Source organism: Sphingobium sp. C100, from assembly GCF_000508185.1.
Taxonomy (GTDB): domain Bacteria; phylum Pseudomonadota; class Alphaproteobacteria; order Sphingomonadales; family Sphingomonadaceae; genus Sphingobium.
On the sequence record NZ_AYOY01000198.1, the window covers coordinates 1 to 19367 of the forward strand.

Annotated in this window: 16 protein-coding genes and 1 tRNA gene; 7 read left to right on the forward strand and 10 right to left on the reverse strand. The window is 61.4% G+C overall.

The window, feature by feature from the left end; genetic code table 11:
* Nucleotides 1-89: 89 nt before the first annotated feature.
* Nucleotides 90-962, reverse strand: a complete 873-nt coding sequence (locus C100_RS44975; RefSeq protein ID WP_024021737.1) for a glycine--tRNA ligase subunit alpha — start codon at nucleotides 960-962, stop codon at nucleotides 90-92.
* A gap of 135 nt (nucleotides 963-1097) precedes the next feature.
* Here C100_RS44975 and C100_RS44980 point away from each other — a divergent pair, with 135 nt between their 5' ends.
* The 4 genes from C100_RS44980 to pth all read left to right on the forward strand — a co-directional run bounded on the left by C100_RS44980 (nucleotide 1098) and on the right by pth (nucleotide 4422).
* Complete coding sequence (locus tag C100_RS44980; RefSeq protein ID WP_024021738.1) at nucleotides 1098-1991, forward strand: TraB/GumN family protein; 894 nt, start codon at nucleotides 1098-1100, stop codon at nucleotides 1989-1991.
* Between the two features lie 4 nt (nucleotides 1992-1995).
* Nucleotides 1996-2883, forward strand: a complete 888-nt coding sequence (locus C100_RS44985) for a TraB/GumN family protein (RefSeq protein ID WP_024021739.1) — start codon at nucleotides 1996-1998, stop codon at nucleotides 2881-2883.
* A gap of 198 nt (nucleotides 2884-3081) precedes the next feature.
* The gene (locus C100_RS44990; protein ID WP_024021740.1) at nucleotides 3082-3702 is read left to right on the forward strand and encodes a 50S ribosomal protein L25/general stress protein Ctc; all 621 of its coding nucleotides are present in this window, start codon (nucleotides 3082-3084) and stop codon (nucleotides 3700-3702) included.
* A gap of 153 nt (nucleotides 3703-3855) precedes the next feature.
* Entirely contained in the window at nucleotides 3856-4422 is a 567-nt protein-coding gene (pth, locus tag C100_RS44995) for an aminoacyl-tRNA hydrolase (protein WP_024021741.1), read from the forward strand.
* A 55-nt stretch (nucleotides 4423-4477) separates the two neighbouring features.
* On the opposite strand, the gene C100_RS45000 is transcribed toward pth, so the two are convergent.
* The 6 genes from C100_RS45000 to C100_RS45025 all read right to left on the reverse strand — a co-directional run bounded on the left by C100_RS45000 (nucleotide 4478) and on the right by C100_RS45025 (nucleotide 13182).
* A complete protein-coding gene (locus C100_RS45000; protein ID WP_031310246.1) occupies nucleotides 4478-7702 on the reverse strand; it encodes a M10 family metallopeptidase in 3225 nt (1074 codons plus the stop codon).
* Between the two features lie 290 nt (nucleotides 7703-7992).
* Complete coding sequence (locus C100_RS48460; RefSeq protein WP_152536536.1) at nucleotides 7993-8313, reverse strand: hypothetical protein; 321 nt, start codon at nucleotides 8311-8313, stop codon at nucleotides 7993-7995.
* Between the two features lie 73 nt (nucleotides 8314-8386).
* On the reverse strand, nucleotides 8387-9688 hold the full coding sequence (locus C100_RS45010; protein WP_024021744.1) for an HlyD family type I secretion periplasmic adaptor subunit: 1302 nt from the start codon (nucleotides 9686-9688) through the stop codon (nucleotides 8387-8389).
* Nucleotides 9685-11412: an ATP-binding cassette domain-containing protein gene (locus C100_RS45015; RefSeq protein ID WP_024021745.1), complete on the reverse strand. Its 1728-nt coding sequence runs from the start codon at nucleotides 11410-11412 to the stop codon at nucleotides 9685-9687. The genes C100_RS45010 and C100_RS45015 overlap by 4 nt, the downstream gene beginning before the upstream one ends.
* Entirely contained in the window at nucleotides 11409-12791 is a 1383-nt protein-coding gene (locus tag C100_RS45020) for a TolC family protein (protein WP_235219140.1), read from the reverse strand. The genes C100_RS45015 and C100_RS45020 overlap by 4 nt, the downstream gene beginning before the upstream one ends.
* A 306-nt stretch (nucleotides 12792-13097) precedes the next feature.
* A tRNA-Leu gene (locus tag C100_RS45025) sits at nucleotides 13098-13182 on the reverse strand.
* Between the two features lie 349 nt (nucleotides 13183-13531).
* Between C100_RS45025 and C100_RS48080 the strand changes: the two genes are divergently transcribed.
* Nucleotides 13532-13849, forward strand: coding sequence for a MerC family mercury resistance protein (locus C100_RS48080; protein ID WP_235219141.1), 318 nt, complete (start codon nucleotides 13532-13534; stop codon nucleotides 13847-13849).
* Here C100_RS48080 and C100_RS45030 read toward each other — a convergent pair.
* From C100_RS45030 to C100_RS45040, 3 genes are all read right to left on the reverse strand, one after another.
* The gene (locus tag C100_RS45030) at nucleotides 13794-14747 is read right to left on the reverse strand and encodes a cation transporter (RefSeq protein WP_024021747.1); all 954 of its coding nucleotides are present in this window, start codon (nucleotides 14745-14747) and stop codon (nucleotides 13794-13796) included. The two genes, C100_RS48080 and C100_RS45030, sit on opposite strands and share 56 nt — an antisense overlap.
* Nucleotides 14744-14989, reverse strand: coding sequence for a hypothetical protein (locus C100_RS48465; RefSeq protein WP_152536537.1), 246 nt, complete (start codon nucleotides 14987-14989; stop codon nucleotides 14744-14746). The genes C100_RS45030 and C100_RS48465 overlap by 4 nt, the downstream gene beginning before the upstream one ends.
* Nucleotides 14990-15234: 245 nt before the next feature.
* On the reverse strand, nucleotides 15235-15867 hold the full coding sequence (locus C100_RS45040; RefSeq protein ID WP_024021749.1) for a flavodoxin family protein: 633 nt from the start codon (nucleotides 15865-15867) through the stop codon (nucleotides 15235-15237).
* A gap of 197 nt (nucleotides 15868-16064) precedes the next feature.
* Between C100_RS45040 and zwf the strand changes: the two genes are divergently transcribed.
* Together zwf and edd are read left to right on the forward strand one after the other, a co-directional pair.
* Entirely contained in the window at nucleotides 16065-17528 is a 1464-nt protein-coding gene (gene zwf, locus C100_RS45045) for a glucose-6-phosphate dehydrogenase (RefSeq protein ID WP_024021750.1), read from the forward strand.
* Complete coding sequence (edd, locus tag C100_RS45050) at nucleotides 17521-19347, forward strand: phosphogluconate dehydratase (RefSeq protein WP_024021751.1); 1827 nt, start codon at nucleotides 17521-17523, stop codon at nucleotides 19345-19347. The genes zwf and edd overlap by 8 nt, the downstream gene beginning before the upstream one ends.
* Nucleotides 19348-19367: the final 20 nt, after the last annotated feature.

Here is a 19367-nt window from a genome sequence, read left to right on the forward strand (position 1 = left end):
GGGGTTCGCCCTATCGTGAGGGTGACACCCCTCCGTCACGCCTTCGGCGCGCCACCTCCCCTTAGAGGGGAGGATTTGAAGTGCCGGATTCATGCGGCCCATCCGTTGGATTCCATCCAGGCTTCGCAGCTGCCCTTCGCCATGTCGCGGACCTGGCCCATATAGCTGGCGCGTTCCTGTACGGAGATCACGCCGCGCGCCTGGAGCAGGTTGAAAACATGGCTGGCCTTGATCGCCTGCTCAAAGGCCGCCAGCGGCACATTCGCGTCGATGCACTGGCGCCATTCGCTCTGGCAATCCTTGAACCAGCGCAGCAGCTTTTCCGTGTCGGCGACCTCGAAATTCCATTTCGACATCTGCTTCTCGTTCTCGAGAAACACGTCGCCATAGGTGACGCCGGCATCGTTGAACTTCAGGTCATAGACGCTATCGACGCCCTGGATATACATGGCGAGCCGCTCAAGGCCGTAGGTGAGTTCGCCCGCGACCGGCTTGCAGTCATAGCCGCCCATCTGCTGGAAATAGGTGAACTGGGTAACTTCCATGCCGTCGCACCAGACTTCCCAGCCCAGACCCCAGGCGCCCAGCGTCGGGCTTTCCCAGTCATCCTCGACAAAGCGGATATCATGGACCAGCGGATCGATCCCGATTTCCTTCAGCGACCCCAGGTAAAGCTCCTGAAGGTTCGCCGGGCTGGGCTTCATGATGACCTGATATTGATAATAATGCTGGAGCCGGTTCGGGTTGTCGCCATAGCGGCCGTCGGTCGGGCGGCGGCTGGGCTGGACATAGGCGGCGTTCCAGGCGTCGGGGCCAAGGCTGCGCAACGTGGTCGCCGGGTGGAATGTGCCCGCGCCCACCTCCATGTCATAGGGTTGGAGGATGACACAGCCCTGTTTCCCCCAATAGGCATGGAGGGTCAGGATCAGGTCCTGGAAGGAAAGCGCTTTGCCTTCGGCCACGGAGGGTCCTTCGAGAATATGACTGTTTTACGTGGCCCGCGCATTGGCGCATGGCACCGATAGGGTCAAGGGAAAGCGGCCGCAAACAGGGTTAAGGCGCTTGCCCTTCGGCCGCGCGCTGCCCATGGAAGGGACATGAATATGATCCCCGCCCTGCTGCGCGCGCTGAGCGCAACATTGTTGCTAGCCAGCGCCGCCGCGCAAGCCCGCCCGGCCGCTACCGTTACCCCCGCTCTGTGGCGGGTGCAGGACGCCGATACCACTATCTATCTGTTCGGCACGGTTCATGTGATGAAACCGGGCGTCAACTGGTTCGACGGCAAGGTGAAGCGCGCGTTCGACGGGGCGGACGAACTGGTGCTGGAGATTATCGAGCCGGACGATCCCAACGCGCTGGGCGCGACCATGGCGGGCATGGCGCTGGCGAAAGACGGGGTGAAGCTGTCCGATCGCCTCTCCCCGGATGCGCGGACGGCCTATAAGGCTGCGATGGCGGCCAACGGCCTGCGCTGGCAGACATTCGACCTGTTCAATCCCTGGATGGCGGGAATGGCGTTGTCGGTCGCGCCGCTGGAGCGAGCCGGTTATCAAAGCCAGATCGGCGCCGAGAAGATATTGCGCGCCGCAGCGAAGGCCGCGGGCAAGAAGGTGGATGCACTGGAAACGGTGGAGCAGCAGGTCGGCTTCTTCGCCGGACTGCCGATGGATCAGCAGGTCAATTTCCTCACCGCCACGGTGGATGGCCTGCCCGATCTGGAAAAGAGTTTCGATGATCTTCTGCGCTATTGGAAGGCGGGGCAACCCGACAAGCTGGCGCGCGAAATGAACGAGTCGCTGGAAGCGACGCCGGAACTGGCGCGCGTCCTGCTGACGGATCGCAATGCCAATTGGGCCAAATGGATCAAGGCGCGATTGGACCAGCCCGGCACCATCTTCGTCGCGGTCGGCGCGGGCCATCTGGCCGGCAAGGGCAGCGTGCAGGACCAACTGGATGCGCTGGGCGTACGCACGACCCGTGTGAAGGAATGACCCGATGACCCGCCTGCGCCTCCGCTTTCTCGCCCTTTTCGCCCTCACCCTGGTCGCCGCCTGCGGCAAGGATCCGGCGCCCCAGCCCACCGCCCAGAACGGCCCCGCGCTGTGGCAGGTGGAGCGCGGCGCATTGAAGGGCTGGCTGTTCGGGACCATCCATGTCCTGCCCCGGGGAATTGCGTGGGAGACGCCGGCGATCAAGGATGCCATGGCCAAGGCCGACCGGCTGGTGCTGGAGGCGGCGGACTTGCAGGACGAGCAGAAGACGCTCGCCCTGTTCGAGCAGATGGGCCGCAGTCCGGGACTGCCGCCGCTGGAAGCGCGAGTTCCCCCTGAAGAAAAGGCGGCGCTGGTCCAGGCTGTCAGCGAAGGCAGCACATCGACCGGGTTGCTGTCGGGTTATGAAAGCTGGGCGGCCGCGATGCTTTTGTCGGCGGCCAGCCAGCAGGCGCTCCATGTCAGCCAGGATGACGGCGTGGAGCCGGTGCTGATCGCCACCTTCAAAAATGCCGGCAAGCCGATTGGCGGACTGGAGACGGTGGAACGCCAGTTCGCCGCCTTCGACACCTTGCCCGAAACCGCGCAGAACAAACTGTTGGTACAGACGGTGCATGAGGCCAAGGGCATGAAGGCGCTCTACGACCGCATCCTCGCCGCCTGGCTGAAAGGCGACATGGCGGCGATCGCCAGGGAAGATGAAACAGGCGAGCAGCCCGACCCGATCGTCGAGGAGGCTGTGCTGGTGGCGCGCAACCGCGACTGGGCCAAAGCGATCGAACCGATGACGGGCCGGCCCTTCATCGCCGTGGGCGCCGGGCACCTGACCGGGCGGGAGAATCTGATCGCCCTGCTCAAGGCCAAGGGGTTCACGGTCACGCGCGTCCAATAGTCCGCGGGCTTGCCATCCTGATCGGCCCCGGCGCGACATGCCGTGCAGCTGTCGCTTTCGCTGTCGGTTTTACTGCACCGGACAGGCGTCCGCCCCCTTGCCTTTCTTCGCCATTCTGCTAAAGGCCCGCCTTCCCGCGATGGTCATCCCTGGAGGCGTGGCGGGTAAATTGTATCAACCAGCTTTTGGAGACACGCAATGAGCGAGCAGCTTACGCTGTCGGCCGAGGCACGCGATCGGGCAGGCAAGGGAGCCTCCCGTGCTCTCCGCCGCGAGGGCCGCGTTCCCGCCGTCATTTATGGTAATAATGAAGAACCCCAGTCGATCCACGTCGAGGAAAAGCTCCTCAACAAGCTGCTCGGCACCGGTCACTTCTTCAATTCGGTCGTCATGGTCGAGGTGAACGGCAAGGCCGTGCGCACCCTGCCCAAGGATGTCGCTTTCCATCCCGTGTCCGACCGTCCGCTGCACGCCGATTTCCTGCGCGTTTCGGAACATGCCACCGTGACCGTCGCGGTTCCCGTGCGTTTCGACAATGAAGACGCCTCGCCGGGCCTCAAGAAGGGTGGCGTGCTCAACATCGTCCGTCACGAGATCGAACTGGTCGTCGATGCGTCCGAGATCCCCGACGATGTCGTCGTTGACCTCAAGGGCTTCGAAGTCGGCGATTCGATCCACATCAGCTCGGTCACGCTGCCCAAGGGCGCGAAGACTGCGATCGACGACCGCGACTTCACCATCGCCACCATCGTTGCGCCCTCCGCTCTCAAGAGCGCCGAAGGCGACAGCGAGACCGAGACCCCGGCCGAGGGCGAATAAGCCTTCTGCCTTTGGCGCCTGCCTTCAGGTAGGTGCTGGAAATACCGATCCCGTCCGCTAAGGGGTGATCTGCTTCTGACGAAGCGGGTCGCCCCTTAGCTTTTTATGGCGCGTCCGTCGGCGAGAGCGGGATTTTTCTTTGGAGCGCATGTGATGCAGATCTGGGCTGGGCTGGGCAATCCGGGGCCGCAATATGCGATGCACCGGCATAATGTCGGCTTCATGGTCGCGGACCTGATCGCCGACATGTATCGCTTCTCGCCCCCCAGAAAGCAGTTTCAGGGCTGGGTTCAGGAAGGCCGGATCGGCCCGGAAAAGATCCTGATCCTGAAACCCGCGACTTTCATGAACGAGAGCGGCCGCGCGATCGGGGAGGCGATGCGCTTCTACAAGCTCACGCCCCAGGACGTGACCGTCTTTCACGACGAACTCGACCTGGTCCCGATGAAGGTCAAGGTGAAGCGCGGCGGCGGCAATGCCGGGCATAACGGGCTGCGATCGACCGACGCCCATATCGGCAATGAATTTCGCCGGGTGCGGATCGGCATCGGTCATCCGGGCCACAAGGACAAGGTCCACGGCTATGCGCTGGGCAATTACGCCAAGAGCGAGATGGACGCACTGACCGACATGCTGGGTGCGATCGGCGCGGAAGCGGAATGGCTGGCGAAGAATGACGACGCGCGCTTCATGAACGAAGTGGCGCTGCGTCAGGCATAGAAAACGGCGCCCGGTTACCCGGGCGCCGCTTCTGCTTCACATCCGGGACCGTTCGTCAGACGATCACGAACTCGGCATTGGTCATAGCCAGACCGGTCGAGAGGTGGGCGAACAGCACCGCTGCCGCGGCACCATTGCCATCGGAATCATAGAACAGATCACCTGTGGCGCTGTTGTAAATGATCCGGTCGCTCGCATCCGCCGCCGCCGCGCCGATGCGGAACGCGGCCGCCGCCAGCGTCCCGGTGGGAAGGCCGCCAACGGCAGCCGATAGGATATTGATGGTGTCAGCTGCCACGGAATAGTCGGTTATGGTGTCCACGTTGGTCGGACCAAAGCCGTTCAGGAAAGCGAACACATCATTGCCCCCCCCTCCGGTCAGGATATCGCTACCCGACCCACCGTTGAGATAATCGTTGCCTCCGCCAGCTTCGAGCACGTCATCGCCCGCTCCGCCGAAGAGATCATCATTACCAGCGCCTGAGACAATCCTATTTGAACCAGAATTGCCCGTCAGGGTATCGGCATAGGCCGAACCAAAGATATTTTCCAGATTTACGAGCGTGTCTGTTCCCGAGCCGACAGTGTTTTGCGCGGCACCAACGGACAAATTGACAGTTACGCCCGAAGTGGCGGTGCGATAATCCGCCGTATCGATCCCATTGCCGCCATTCAATATATCATCGCCAGCGCCGCCATCCAAAATATCATCGCCATCGTTGCCGAGCAGCGTGTCACTACCGCCGCCGCCCACCAGCTTGTTATTGCCGCTGTTACCGGTGAGGATATTGGCCAGTCCATTGCCGTTGACACTGGAATTAGAGGTTCCCAAGAGAGTCACATTTTCGACATTGGTGGTCTGCACTGAATAGGTCAATGTTGTATAGACTAAGTCAGTACCTGCATTGGATCCCTCGATAACGACATCGCTGGCATTATCGACATAATAGATGTCGTTGCCAGCGCCGCCGGCCATAGTATCAATACCTTCACCGCCGTCGATCACGTCATTGCCGTCCTCGCCGTAGAGAAAGTCATTGCTACCCAAGCCAAACAGCACGTCATCACCGTTCCGGCCCCAGAGGCTATTGACCTCGCCCGACCCGGTGAGGGCATCGGTAGAGGCCGTGCCGATGACGTTTTCGATGCTGGAAAGCGTGATCGGCCCGGTCCCGCCCGGCGTATATGTGAACGTGCCATCCGCCAAATTGACTGTGGTAGAGGTTGTACCAACAACGCCTGTGAGGTCGAGCGTGTCCGATCCCGATCCACCGGCAAAAATTTCTCCGTAGCTGCCGGTCCAACCATTGAAGACGCGGAAAGTATCGTCGCCGGCCTCACCATAGATCAGGTCTCTGCCGCTGCCGCCGTCGAAGATGTCGTTGCCATCGCCGCCGATCAACAAATCGTCGCCGTCACCCCCGTTAATTATGTCATTGCCGCCCCCGCCATAAATTGTGTCGTTGCCGCCATTGCCGTTCAGCACGTTCGCGACGCTATTGCCGGTGATGGTGTCGCCCAGTTGCGTGCCATCAACATTCTCAACGCTCGTGATTGTCCAGGGACCACCATAGAGCGGGTCATATTGCCACGTCCCAGTCGTCAGGTTGACGATCGCACTATAACTCGTCGTAATCTGGCTGAGATCGAGCCGATCGACCCCGGTTCCGCCATCGATATTGTCGCCAAATTCGGTGCCCGCAACGCTCTGCCGGATGATGAACACGTCATTGCCGGCTTCGCCATAGACAGCGTCCGCGAACCAGCCGCCATAGATGATGTCATTGCCATTGCCGCCATAGATGACATCGGTGCCGTCGCCGCCGTCGAGAATATCGTCGCCATCACCGCCGTAAAGCGTGTCATCGCCGGCGCCACCTTCGAGATAGTCGTTGCCGCCGTCCCCATAGAGCGTGTCGTTGCCGCCATTGCCATAGATGCTGTCATTGCCGGCATTGCCGCGCAGAACATTGGCAACGCTATTGCCGTTCATATAGTCATTGCCCGAACCGCCATTGGCGTTTTCGATCATCGACGCGACATTGTTCTGATACAGCATGGCGTTGAAGATGTTGCCACGGGCGTAAACACTGCTGCCGTTATTGCCCAAATAGGCAAGTTGCGCCTGGCTGAAGACCGAATAGCCGCCGGGGTTGAGGTCCAGGGACAGGTTGGTGCTATAGTTCGACAGATCATAGGTATCGACGCCGCCGCCGTCCCAGATAGTGGCGAAGATGCGGTTGCCGCCTGGATCAATGGCGATCGCGCCATTGATGTAGGTCTCGCCCGTGGTCGGGTTCCAACTGTAAGTGGTGTTCCCGGAATTGACGGTATAATCGGCGCCATACATCGCCTGAAGCGCAGCGATGTCGAGCATCATATAGGTCTGCGGCGCACCCCATTGCTCATAGGAATAGCCGCTCAGGGGCGCGCCCACATAGCTGCGATAGGTCATGACCGTAAATTCGATCGAGTCCCAGGCCGTCGGCAGGGCGCCATAAACATTGGTTTCCTGTCCATGTTTCAGGCCGAGCGAATGACCCAGTTCATGGAACATGGTGTGCCAGGCATAATTGCCCGCGACAGGAGTCTTCAGCGAATAGATGGTGCCATCATAGCCGTTGCCAAAGAAGGTATCGCCGCCATAGATGCTGTTACTCGGATAATAGGCATAAGCCGTACCCGGATCGCTGGAATTGGCGCCGCGGATCGTTGCGATCGCCGAACCGGCGCCATCATAGGTCAGGCTCAGGTTGGTGAAGGACTCTACAGCGAACGCGGTCGCAGCACTGGTCTGCGTGTAGGCGGTGGAATTGAGCGCGGTGTGGAAGGTAACCATCTGCATCGCAGTAAACTGAGAAAAGCCTTCATTCTGCGCGCTGATCCCGTTGCCGTTCGAATCCGAATTATATCCGGCCTGATAGTCGGCAGCGGAATCGGTATCGCTGTAGTAAACAGTCTGGCCGGGATCCCATTTGATGCCGCTCAATATGCCGTCGATGATCTGGCTGCCGGTCGCGGCCTGCGCCAGCGTTGTATTGCCGTTGCCATTAAACTGGGGTTCGTCCAGTCCAGCGGGCGCACCAACCGGATCACCCGGATCGGCCATCACGTCCTGCGGGTAGAGCAGCAAGACTTCGCTGCGGACTGCGCTGTTGCCCAGCATCGACCAGAGGTCGGCCGTGCTGCTAATCGAAAATGTGGATGGGAAAGCAGATGCGCTATCCTCGTCCTGGTTAAACAGGACCTTCGCCGGTCCAGCCCCTGTGAGCTTGAGCATACATCCTCCTGCTAGATGAGTTGGATGACACGTTCATTGTGCCTTTTGGCGACCTTGGCTCACAATTCTATAGGCCGTATTTTTACTTTCCGCCAACAACTAGTTTTATTATAGTTTTCAAGGCTTTGAAATTAATTAGGTGCTAAACAATTGAAACGAAACACATATAATTTTGAGAATTTAAAAAGAAATTTATATAAATTTCCCATTACAATTTAGGCACTTGCAAATAGCGAGTTGAATAGGACGCAATGCCGATTACCAAAATTCGGCGACTCCAGCGTCATTATTCAGTTCTGGCTTTGCGATTTCCCAAGACGAACGATCCGATGAGTGGCTTCCCTGGCCAGCGGATGATCGGGATAACGGTCGATGAAAAGCTGATAGGCCGCTTGCGTGTTTTGCTTTTCCGCTTCGGCAAATTGATCGCGAATGGCTTTTTCCGCGTCACCGGGAGGAAGCATCACGCCTCCGGTGCCGGGCGGCGCATTCATCGGGACCACTGGTACAGACTTGCTTCGTTCGGCACGGCCAGCAGGCGAACAGGCCGCACCACAAAAGACAGCGGTGATGGCAAGAGCTGAACCGAAGCAATGGACGCGGCCAGACATGTCATGCCCTCACACGAACGGTAAGCAGTTCTATCACAGGACCACCCTCCTCTCAAGCAAGATACCCCATCGATTATTCCCGGAAGGCCGTTTCGCTCAGCCGTGTCAGAGGCGTAAGAATATAGGCGAGCACAGATCGCTTGTCCCCAAGCAGATTGACGTCTGCCCCCATGCCCGGCCCGATCGGCAGGCGTCGTCCGGCATCATCGGTGATCGCATTCGTCGTCGTGCGTACTCGCACCAGATAATGACTTTCCCCGGTCCGCTCATTAACGACTGCATCGGGCGAAACCGCCACGACCCGGCCTTCCATCGAACCATAGACGGCGCTGTCATAGGCCGAAATAAGAACCTTGGCCTTCTGGTCTAGCTTGACCGATGCGATGTCTTTGGCGGCGACGGCTGCCTCCACCAGCAGGCTGTCATTGATCGCGACCATTTCCAGCAGTGGGTCGCCCGGCCGCACACTACCGCCCACGGTCGTTACGAAGACGCGATTGATCCGACCATCGAGCGGCGCACGGACCACGGTGCGGTCGAGTTTGCTTTCATAAGCCGGCATGGCCGCCTGTCGTACCGACATATCGGCGCGTGCAGCGGTCAGTTCGTCGGCGGCTCGCGCGAGCCAATCACGTTTTTGTTGCTGCGCGCTCGCCTGCGCCTCCACCAGCACGGAACGGGCGCGTCCCAGCGCCGCAGCAGCGCCAGCCGCCTCGCTACTGGAGACCGCAAATGCGTTTTGCGCCTGTAGCAGTGAACGGCGGGGCTCAATGCCTTCCTGGACCAGCGGACGCATCAGATTGAGGTCGGCACGCGCCGTCTCTCGCGCTGATATCCGCGCTTCCTCCGCCGCGCTCGCCTCGGCGATCGCCCTTCGCGCCTGATCGATGCGCGCTGATGCCACGTTGGACAGGCTGGCAAGTTCCGCCATGCGCGAGCGGTGGAGGCCCTGTTCAACTGCAATCTGACTGGCCATCAATGCGTTGCGCGCCTGTGGGAAATAGGGCGTGCGACCGGCAATCTCCGCCTCCAGGCGAATGACCTTGAAATTCAATGCGTCGCTGCTGGCAAGGTTGCTTTCCAACTCGGCACCGGGCTGGATCGGGCTGAGCCGCACCAGCGGCGTGCCGCGCTTCACGTCCTGACCGACCCGCACCATGATCCTCTGGACGATGCCGCCCTCAAGGTTGGATACAACCTGGAGCTGCGAGCTGGGAATGACCCGGCCGTTCGCCCGCACTGTTCGATCAATCTCCGTCAACCAAGCCCAGACAAGAAAGACGAGTACAAAGGCGAGGATGATCCACAAGATGATGTTCGCCGGGACTTTCGGCTTGATCGTGGTCGACCGCTGAAACTCAAGTTGAGCGGTCATGCGGCTTTCCCCCGAGCCAAGCGCTGCAGCACTGCATCGCGCGGTCCGTCGGCAACGATCTTGCCGCGATCCATGACGATAATCCGATCCACAAGGGTGAGAAGCGAAGTGCGGTGCGTGATGAGCAACATCGTCCGCCCCGCGACCTCCGGCTGCAGCCGTTTGATAAGTTCTGCCTCCGTCTGGGCATCCATAGAACTGCTCGGCTCATCGAAGATGAGCACCGGCGGACGCCCGGCGAGAGCGCGGGCAATGGCGATGGATTGACGCTGCCCGCCCGACAGGCCGTCGCCCCGATCAGCCAAGCGCAGGTCATAGCCATTGGCGATCCGACCCATGAAACCGTGCGTACCGCTGATCTCGGCCGCGCGGATCATTTCGTCCTGGTCTACCGCCGAGCGGTCGAGGCAGATATTCTGGCGCACCGATCCCGCAATCAGCACATTGTCCTGCATCCCTGCACCGATCAAAGCGCGCAATTCGGCGGTGGCATATTGGCGCACGTCGATGCCGTCGATCATGACGACGCCCTCTTCCGGTTCGTAAAGACCCAGAACCAACCGTGCCAGCGTAGACTTGCCAGATCCTACCCGACCGAGAAACCCGACCCGCTCGCCGGGCTTGATGACCAGATTGACCCCGTCCAACGCCCGTTCCGGCGCGCCCGGATAGCGGAAACCGACGCCCCGCATCTCAATCGCGCCATCCAACCGCGCGGGATGCAGCGCATCCCCCTGCGGCCCCTCCGTCGGCGTATCCATCAGCGCGTTGATCTGGCGATAGGCGACCCGCGTCGCCGACAGACGGGACAGCAGCGTGGCGATCTGCGCCAGCGGCGCTAGCGCGCGGCCGCACAGGATCGAGCAGGCCAGCAGAGCGCCCGTGGTAATTTCATGACCGCGAAGCAGGCCCACGCCCACAATGATGATGCCGCAATAAGCGATCGTAGATGCGCTGTTGGCGACCGTCATCGGTACGGCCGCGGCCAGCCTCTGACCCAGCGAGCTTTCCGAATGGCTGATCAGCGCGGCCTGCCAACGCCGGGACAGCATCGGTCCGGCGCCGATCGCCTTCACCGTTTCCAGACTGCCGATGGTTTCGACCAGCACCGACTGCTTGACCAAGCCATCGCCCAGGCTGCGCGCCGACAGTCGATCAAGCGAAGGCGTGGTCAGCAGGCCCGCACCGATCACGAACGGGATCATCGCCAGCGGCGGCAGCACCAGCACGCCGCCCAGCATGGCGATCACCGACAAGGTGATGATGATAAAAGGCACATCGATGATCGCAGTGAGAGTGACCGATGCGAAAAAGTCCCGGAGCGTCTCCAGTTCGCGCATCAGACCCGTCAGAGTCCCGGTGGACCCCCGCCGCTTGTCCAGGCGCAGCGCAAGCAATCGCGCGAACAGAGTTTCGCCCACATCATGGTCGATATTGGCCCCCGCGACATCCACGAAATACACGCGCAGCAAACGCAGCACGAAATCGAAGAGGATCACGAAAACCAGGCCGATGCTCAGGCCGATCAAGGAGGACGAACCATCATTGGGCACGATGCGATCGTAAACGGTCATGGTGAAGAGCGAGGACACCAGGCCGAAGATGTTGATCAACGCCGCCGCCACGGCGACCTTCACATAGGTGGAACGGTTGCGCAGCATCGGTTCGATCAACCAAGGCGCGAAACGGGGTTTCGCGGCCGCCAGCAAAGTCTCTTCACTCATGGCATTGGACTCCCCTCATCGCGCCCGCCGGCGGGGTCCACCCGGATCGACAGTTCGTCCAGCAATTCTCCAGCCTTGGCGAGCAGCACGAAGCGCGAGAGATCGCGTTCCGCCAGGGTTTGAACATAGGTGGCTATGGCGTAGAAATAATTGTCTTCGGACGCGACGAGGTCGAACAGCGTTCCGCCCGATGTTTCGAACCGCGTCGCATAAACGTCGCGATTGTTGCGGCTGGCGATATAGCCTGCTTCGGCTGCGGCAAGTTGAGCCTCTAGTCCCTGAACGTCGCTCCAGGCCATTTCCGCGTCGCGTACCGCTTCCTGCCGCACTCGCGCCGCATAAGCTTCGGCCGCATCGGCGCGCGCTGTCGCCTGATCGGCGCGGGCGTTGAAACCGGCACCAATCTGCGCGCGCACGATGATGCGGCCGCGCACGTCATAATCGCCTGAATTTTCAAATACGCCATAGCGTCCCGCATCGACGCCGGCCGCGATCGTGGGCAATCGTTCAGACCGCGCCGCCCGTGCATCCTGTCGCGCAGCGCGCGCCTCGGCCTCCGCCTTCTGCACCGCTGGCGCGCGCAGGACCAAAGCCTCGATCGCTTCCCGGCTGAAGCCTTCCACGCCCGGTAGCGGAACGCGCTGGAGATCGTCCGGCGCGTCATGGCCGGCGATCGCGCGATATTGCGCCTCCGCGTTGGCCCGATCACGGCGAAACGTCGCCAACCGGGTGCGGACGGTCGCGATCGAACTATCGATCCGCGGCAGATCGCCCGTCGCCGAAAATCCCTGCGTGATCCGGCGATCCACCGCTCCACGCAGTTGCATCTGACGGTCGGTATATTCCAGCGCCGCCTGCTCCATCAGTCGTTGGGCAAGTATGGAATACCAGGCTGTCACAAGACGTATCGCGACGTCCGTGCCATAGGCCAACTTGCCCGTGCGCGCTGCTGCAACCCTGGCGTTGCCGGCGTTAATGCGACTCGACGTTGCACCGAAGTCCAGCAGGCGCTGGCGCATCGAAGCGGTCGCATCGGTCCGGCCCTGGGGCCGGGACCGTTCGATGATGTTACCTGGATCGTTGGAGAAGTTGCGGGCGAAGGACCGGTTGGCGTCGACCGTCAAGTCCAGCGAGGGAAACAGCGCCGACCGCGCCTGAACGCGGGCAGCTTCCGCTTCTCGCTCACCGGCGCGGGCTTCTTCCACCAGCATGTTGGTCTGGACGGCAGTTTCCACTTCGGTGCGGAACAATGTGATCGGCCCCACCCGCTTCGACATGTCGAGCAGCGGATCAGACTGAACAGGATGCGAAAAAGGCTCGGAATTGGGCGGTAACAGCAAATCCTGTTCGGTAACCGCAGCACGTGAGAAGGACGGCACGCACAAAAGCGCCGCCGACGCAGCAGCGCCTGACGCCCAGCCGGCACGAATTGCCAGCCTTCCCCAAGGCCGTTCTATCCTGAACAAAATGCCTGACACCCCAAAACCGCACTATGTCCTCCCCACATATTCTTGTCTGATCCGGCAAGACATTATGTGCGAGTGCGGCGGGGCCATATATGCCCCATGTGACAATAGTGCGCAACGCAGATCGGAGCTTGGTGATGCTGTCAAACATTTACGACTGAAAATGTCATGACTTGGATACCGGCGGAACTGCGGGCTGCATCCTTCGTCGGAAATAAATGGTGCGGGTGGTCGGAATCGAACCGACACTCCTTTCGGAACCGGATTTTGAGTCCGGCGCGTCTACCAGTTTCACCACACCCGCACGGGAGCATTTCAAGGCCGCGCCAATCGGCCTGCAAAATGCGCCTTTCGACACAGGATGGACGCATGATCGAAATCACTGCCCATCAGGTCGGGTCCGCCAGATGGCAAAATCCGTCGCGGCCGTCCAGTCGAAAATCATGCGGTGCCGTCCCGCCCTCTCGGCATCATCCTTGACAGAGCCGCATAGCCTTCCCATTTCAATGATACTTTATATCATAGTTTAAGGCCCTGCGATGCATAATGACAATGCCATTCCGCTGCAATGCCGACCAAGGGCAGTAAAATGGCTCGATGGCTTCGCGCTTTGCGCCTCATCGCTGTGCACCCTGCATTGCCTGGGTCTACCCTTGCTGCTGGCGATTTTACCGGCTTTCGCCAGCCGCATTGATCCTGGCGAATCCTTTCACCTCATCATGCTTGCCATGGCCGTGCCGACAAGTCTTTTCGCCCTAATAGCCGGCAGGCGGCGTGGCGGCGGCGGCGCGCCGCTAGGCCTAGGACTTCTCGGCCTCTTATTGATGGCGATTGGCGCGTTCGCTGTTCGTGGCGCCTGGGCAGAGGCCGCCTGGACCGTGTCGGGCAGTGCTGCGCTGGCGACCGCCCATATTCTCAACTGGCGGCGGGCGGTGGCTTCTGATCGCTCTTGCGCGGCGGAACGAAACTGATCTGCGCCAGTCGCCATAGCCGCTCTTCTCCATGAGGCCAATGGGCGCTGGCATCGAGCGGCTCTTGCGGTCCGGCATGGCCCAATATCTCGGCCCGGATCCAGCGCCCGGTCTCACGGAGGCGAACGGTGGAACCGGGGTAGCGCTCCTCCAGCAGTCGTTGCAGCCGCTCTCCATCGTCCGACAAGTCGGGGCCGGACAGTGCGCGCGGCGCGCCATCGACCAGTTCCGCGGTCGATGATCGCAGCGCCCTTACCCCATCATTGATGATGTCGATCGAAATGATCGCAGCGGCCACGGAGTCCGCCCACCACCAACCGAGGCCCAACCCGATGACACCTCCGATGCCGGCCGCGCCGGTCATCCAGTTGGCCTTGTTCATCAGGGCGTCGGTGTGAAGCAGCTTGTCGGACAATGTTTCCGACAGCGGCAGTTCCTTGCGACCGATGATGAGCGGCGGAATGAGCGAGTAGATTTGCGCCGTCAGCATCACCCATCCCAGCCAGATATCATAGCCAAACAGGCGCACCGATCCGACTGTGGCATGTTCAGCGCGAATGAGGGTCATCGCCGAATCCCACAGCAACAGGGCGCCGGTCGCTGCAAGCGCGACGGCCGCCAGGAAGAAGCCCAGCCCGTTCACCCGCCCAAATCCGAACGGAAAGCGTCGCGAGCGCTGGCCATGCCGTTCCATATGAGCGGCGACCAGGAACGCGATCGGCGGCACCAGTCCCAGCGTATCTTCAACCCATGCGGTCTTCATCGTCTGGCTCTGTCCCATGGCCAGGCCCATTGCGACGATGATGGTGCTGGTCCAGAACAGGTTCCAATATTCCAGCCGTTCGGCGCGCTGTAGCGCGTCCATGACGTCCGGCGGAAGTCGCTCCGCGCCTTTCATGATGCAGCCCCCGGTTCGGCGACGTCGCGCGCGGCCGCTTCCACCTCCATAATCCAGCGATTTTCTCCGTTGCGCATGGCCGCATGATATTGCATCCGCCGCTCGCCCTCTCCCCGCGCGGCGATGGCCGGACTCAACGCCACCTGCGCCGCCCATGGCGTCTTGGGATCGAGCGGCGTAAGAACAAGGTCGAGGTCGCCCCGTTCCAGCGCCTGAAACAGGGGTTCAGTGGCACCGGTCACGATGCGAGGCCGCGCACCGGTGACTTGCGATAGGCGATTCAGCAACAGGGCAGCCGGGCGTCGGCCAAAATCACTCTCGGGCGCGACGACCCCTATGCGCATGACGTGATTCCGCGTAATCGACTGATAGCTGCCCTCTGGATCGCGCGGCAAAGCGCCACATGCCATCAGCAAAAGGCAGGAACTGAGCAGCCATTTTTTCATGTCGGGTTGAAAACGACCACCTCCCTTTCAGGTTCCTCCGCTCAGTTGTCCGTATGACCAGCATCGGTATGGCCAGGAAAGGGCGTAGCTTTCAGCAATTGCGCGAGATGAGTCGCGTTGCCCGCCACCATCTTGGCGGCCTGGGCGACCATCTCCGGCGTTTCGTCAAGATCCTTGAAATCGGTCGAGCCCATCGCTTCACCCACCCAATAACAGGCCGCGACAGCCGGAATGGTCCAGCCGACATCGTTGAGCGCCTGGAAAATCTGGGCTGAGGCAAAATGGGCGCCATCTTCATTGCCCACGATGGCGGCGACCGCCACCTTCGAATAGCTCGGCATCCGCCCCTGCCCGTCGGTTTCGGATAGAAAGGCATCCATGCGCTCCAACGCGCGCTTGGCGACGCTGCCGGCCTGCCCCATCCAAATCGGCGTACCGAGAATGAGGATGTCGGCAGAGAGTATCTTGCGGCGGATCGCTGGCCATTCGTCACCATCGCCTTCGTCCGACGTCACTCCAGCAGAGACATGGTGCGCGGCAACGCGAATCGTGTCGGCGACCTCAACGCCGAGCGCCTGGAATTCGCCGGCGAGCACAGCGATCATCGCATCGGTGGAACTCGCCTTGGTCGGATCACGCTTGAGCGTGCAGTTGAGCGGCTGGACCTTGAGCATCTCTCTCTCCTTTGACGGAAACCCAAGGCTTAACTGCGCCGCTACGCGTCAGGTTCCGATCGGCGCGAGCAGCCACGGCTGACAATATGTTGCGGGAGGACGGCTTGGGCGATAGCCTTCTTGCGTAACGATACGCGCTCGCTATAAGAGCGCCATCGTGCAGACTTAGACAACTTCAAACGGAGAAGGATATTCCTTTGGCCGAACCGTCTGCCACGTTCCTGTTATTCGGCGCCACGGGCGACCTGGCCCGCCGCATGATCTTCCCTTCGCTCTACAACCTCCTGTCCGATGGCTTGCTGCCGGACGATTTCCTGATCGTCGCCTCGGCTCGATCGGACATGTCGGATGACGCGTTTCGCGACGATGTTTGCGCAGCGTTGCAGCAATTTCTGCCCGCCGACCGCTATGACGCAGAGGTCGCGACGCGCCTGCGGGAGTTGATCCGCTATCAGTCGGTCGAGGCCGGCAATGCCGCGCAATTCGCCGCGCTGGCCGAGCGGATCGACGGGCGGCTGGAACGCGGCCTGTCGGTCTATCTTTCCACCCCGCCATCGCTTTTCGCGCCTACCGCGCAGGGACTGGCAGACGCCGGCCTCATCACGCCGACGACCCGGATCGCGATGGAAAAGCCGATCGGCAAGGATCTCGCCTCCTCCCGGCAAGTGAATGACGGGATCGGGGCGCTCTTCGCTGAAGAACAGATTTTCCGCGTGGACCATTATCTGGGCAAGGAAACGGTCCAGAACCTGCTCGCCCTGCGCTTCGGCAACGTCATGTTCGAACCGCTCTGGAACGCGGCGGCAATCGACCATGTCCAGATTACCGTTGGCGAAACCGTCGGCCTTGAAGGGCGCGTTTCCTATTATGACGGCGTGGGCGCGCTGCGCGACATGGTGCAGAATCATATCCTGCAAATTCTCTCCATCCTGACGATGGAGCCGCCCGCACGGATGGACCCGACCGCCGTGCGCGACGAGAAGGTAAAAGTGCTGCGTTCGCTGCGCCCGATGACGGCGGAAATGGTCAAGAGCCACAGCGTGCGCGGCCAATATACGCCCGGCGCGGTGCAGGGTCAGATCGTGACCGGCTATGCAGATGAACTGGGCAAGCCGTCCGACACCGAAACCTTCGTGGCGCTCAAGGCCAATATCGATAATTGGCGGTGGCAGGGCGTCCCCTTCTACCTGCGCACCGGCAAGCGGATGCCGCAGCGCCAGTCCGAGATTCTGATCCAGTTCAAGCCCGTTCGCCATTCCATCTTCTGGCGCGACGGTTATGGCACGGGGCTGGAACCCAATACGTTGATCATCCGGCTGCAACCCGAAGAATATATCCGTCTGCTCATCATGAGCAAAAGGCCGGGCCTAGAACGGCAGGTGCATCTGGAAGAAGTGACGCTTGACGTGTCGCTGACCGCCGCCTTTGCCGGGCAGCGCCGTCGGATTGCCTATGAACGGCTGATCCTCGACCTGCTGGCGGGCGACCAGACCCTGTTCGTACGCCGCGACGAAGTGGAGGCGCAATGGACCTGGATCGATTCGATCATCGAGGGTTGGAAACAGGCCAATATGAAGGTCGCCCCCTATTCTTCGGGGAACTGGGGGCCGTCCTCGGCCATTGCCTTGATCGAACGCGACGGAGCTAGCTGGCATGACTGACCTTCACCCCGTAATCGCCAAGGTGACCGAGCGCATCGTTACGCGCAGTGCGCCACGCCGCCGCCAATATCTCGATCTGATCGAGCGCGGCCGCGACGCGGGCACGAACCGCGATCAACTTTCCTGCGGCAATCTGGCCCATGGCTTCGCCGCGAGCGGCGAGGACAAGCCCGCGATCCGCACTGGTCGTGCGATGAACATCGGCATCGTCACGGCCTATAATGATATGTTGTCGGCGCATCAGCCCTATGGCCGCTATCCCGAACAGATCAAGATCGCCGCGCGCGAAGTCGGCGCGACGGCGCAGGTGGCGGGCGGCGTGCCCGCAATGTGCGACGGCGTAACCCAGGGACAGGCCGGCATGGACCTGTCGCTCTTTTCCCGTGACACCATCGCGCTCGGGACCGCCGTGGCGCTCAGCCATGCGATGTTCGAAGGGGCGTTGCTGCTGGGTATTTGCGACAAGATCGTCCCCGGCCTGCTCATCGGGGCATTGCGGTTCGGGCATCTGCCGACCATTCTCGTTCCCGCCGGCCCCATGCCATCGGGCCTGGCCAACAAGGAAAAGGTCCGCATTCGCCAGCTCTATGCCGAAGGCAAGGTGGGCCGCGACGAACTGCTCGAATCGGAAAGCGCCAGCTATCATGGCGCGGGCACCTGCACCTTTTATGGCACCGCCAATTCGAACCAGATGATGATGGAGATGATGGGGCTGCACATGCCCGCCGCCTCCTTTGTGAATCCCGGCACGAAGCTGCGGACCGAACTGACGCGCGCCGCGACCCATCGGCTGGCGGGAATAGGCTGGGACGGCGACGACTACCGGCCGCTGGGTCATTGCGTCGATGAAAAGGCGATCGTCAACGCCATCATCGGCTTGATGGCGACGGGCGGCTCCACCAACCATGCCATCCACCTGCCCGCCATCGCGCGGGCCGCGGGGATCAGCATCGACTGGACCGACTTCGCCGAACTGTCCGATGTCGTTCCGCTGCTGGCCCGCGTTTATCCGAACGGATCGGGTGACGTGAACCATTTCCATGCGGCCGGCGGCATCAGCGTCGTCATCCGCGAATTGCTCGACGCCGGGCTGCTCCATCGCGACATATTGACCGTCGCGCGCACGGACCTCACCGACTATGGCAAGGAACCGGTGCTGGAAGACGATGCGCTGATGTGGCGCGACGTGCCTGCGTCCCGCGACGAGACCATATTGCGCCCCGTCGCCAATCCGTTCCAGTCCGACGGCGGCATGAAGCTGCTTCAGGGCAATCTGGGCCGCTGCGTCATGAAAGTGAGCGCAGTGGACGAGGAGCGCTGGACGATCGAGGCGCCCGCTGCTGTCTTCCACGAACAGGACGATGTGCTGCGTGCTTTCAAGGCCGGCGAGCTGGAGCGCGACGCCGTGGTGGTGGTTCGCTTCCAGGGGCCCCGCGCCAACGGGATGCCCGAACTGCATAAGCTGACCCCCGCGCTGGGCGTGCTTCAGGATCGCGGCTTCAAGGTGGCGCTGCTCACCGACGGGCGCATGTCCGGGGCGAGCGGCAAGGTGCCCGCCGCCATTCATCTGTCCCCTGAAGCGCTAGGCGGCGGCCCGATCGGCAAGCTGCGCAACGGCGACATGGTGCGGCTCTGCGCGCTGACCGGGCAAGTCGAAGCGCTGGTCGATACCGCGGAATGGGAGGCGCGCGAGATGCCCGAAGCGCCGCCGCCGCCCTATGACACGGGTCGGGAACTCTTCGCGCTCTTCCGTCATCACAGCGATCTCGCCGAACAGGGGGCATCGCCCATCCTGGCAGCGATGGAGAGCGAGTTTTAATTGCCCATCATTCGCTCTGC

Bases quoted from the DNA above. Each gene is read 5' to 3' on its own strand.
- C100_RS44980 (WP_024021738.1), top strand. From the start codon at position 1,098: ATGAATATGATCCCCGCCCTGCTGCGCGCGCTGAGCGCAACATTGTTG.
- C100_RS44985 (WP_024021739.1), top strand. From the start codon at position 1,996: ATGACCCGCCTGCGCCTCCGCTTTCTCGCCCTTTTCGCCCTCACCCTG.
- C100_RS44990 (WP_024021740.1), top strand. From the start codon at position 3,082: ATGAGCGAGCAGCTTACGCTGTCGGCCGAGGCACGCGATCGGGCAGGC.
- pth (WP_024021741.1), top strand. From the start codon at position 3,856: ATGCAGATCTGGGCTGGGCTGGGCAATCCGGGGCCGCAATATGCGATG.
- C100_RS45000 (WP_031310246.1), bottom strand. From the start codon at position 7,702: ATGCTCAAGCTCACAGGGGCTGGACCGGCGAAGGTCCTGTTTAACCAG.
- C100_RS48460 (WP_152536536.1), bottom strand. From the start codon at position 8,313: ATGTCTGGCCGCGTCCATTGCTTCGGTTCAGCTCTTGCCATCACCGCT.
- C100_RS45010 (WP_024021744.1), bottom strand. From the start codon at position 9,688: ATGACCGCTCAACTTGAGTTTCAGCGGTCGACCACGATCAAGCCGAAA.
- C100_RS45015 (WP_024021745.1), bottom strand. From the start codon at position 11,412: ATGAGTGAAGAGACTTTGCTGGCGGCCGCGAAACCCCGTTTCGCGCCT.
- C100_RS45030 (WP_024021747.1), bottom strand. From the start codon at position 14,747: ATGAAAGGCGCGGAGCGACTTCCGCCGGACGTCATGGACGCGCTACAG.
- C100_RS45040 (WP_024021749.1), bottom strand. From the start codon at position 15,867: ATGCTCAAGGTCCAGCCGCTCAACTGCACGCTCAAGCGTGATCCGACC.
- edd (WP_024021751.1), top strand. From the start codon at position 17,521: ATGACTGACCTTCACCCCGTAATCGCCAAGGTGACCGAGCGCATCGTT.